This window comes from Flavobacterium cupreum (genome assembly GCF_003996965.1).
Lineage (GTDB): Bacteria > Bacteroidota > Bacteroidia > Flavobacteriales > Flavobacteriaceae > Flavobacterium > Flavobacterium cupreum.
The window spans coordinates 1-352 of sequence record NZ_QWDM01000131.1; the positions used below are offsets into that span (position 1 = coordinate 1).

General features: G+C 56.8%; 1 protein-coding gene. It reads right to left on the reverse strand.

What is annotated here, in order from left to right:
* On the reverse strand, positions 1 to 323 hold a 323-nt coding region (locus tag D0817_RS26920; protein WP_134737806.1), incomplete at its 3' end, for a transposase.
* Between the last annotated feature and the right edge of the window lie 29 nt (positions 324 to 352).

A 352-nucleotide genomic window follows, 5' to 3' on the forward strand; every position in this document is an offset into this window, starting at 1 on the left:
CGTGTGCTCTTCCGATCTTGCTTCTGACTGGTGGCATACCAGGCGGCAGCGAGCCACACACGCAGCGGAGTTCGCGTCTTTTCGAAGATCGTACCGGCGGTGACGGTGCACTGATGACCGCAGTTGCGGCACACCATGCGACCGCGGCTGGAGCGGTACGGCTGATCGATGCAACTGCACGCAGGGCACACGAAACCGGCCGGCCATCGCAACTTTTCGAGGTATGCCAGACAGGCATCTTCGGTTGCAAACCACGCCAGAAATTCATTCCAGTCGGTGGGGTAGTCTTCGCCCGCTTTTGGGGCTAATATATGGATATCCATACAGTGATTCTAACTTCACTGGAGCTAAA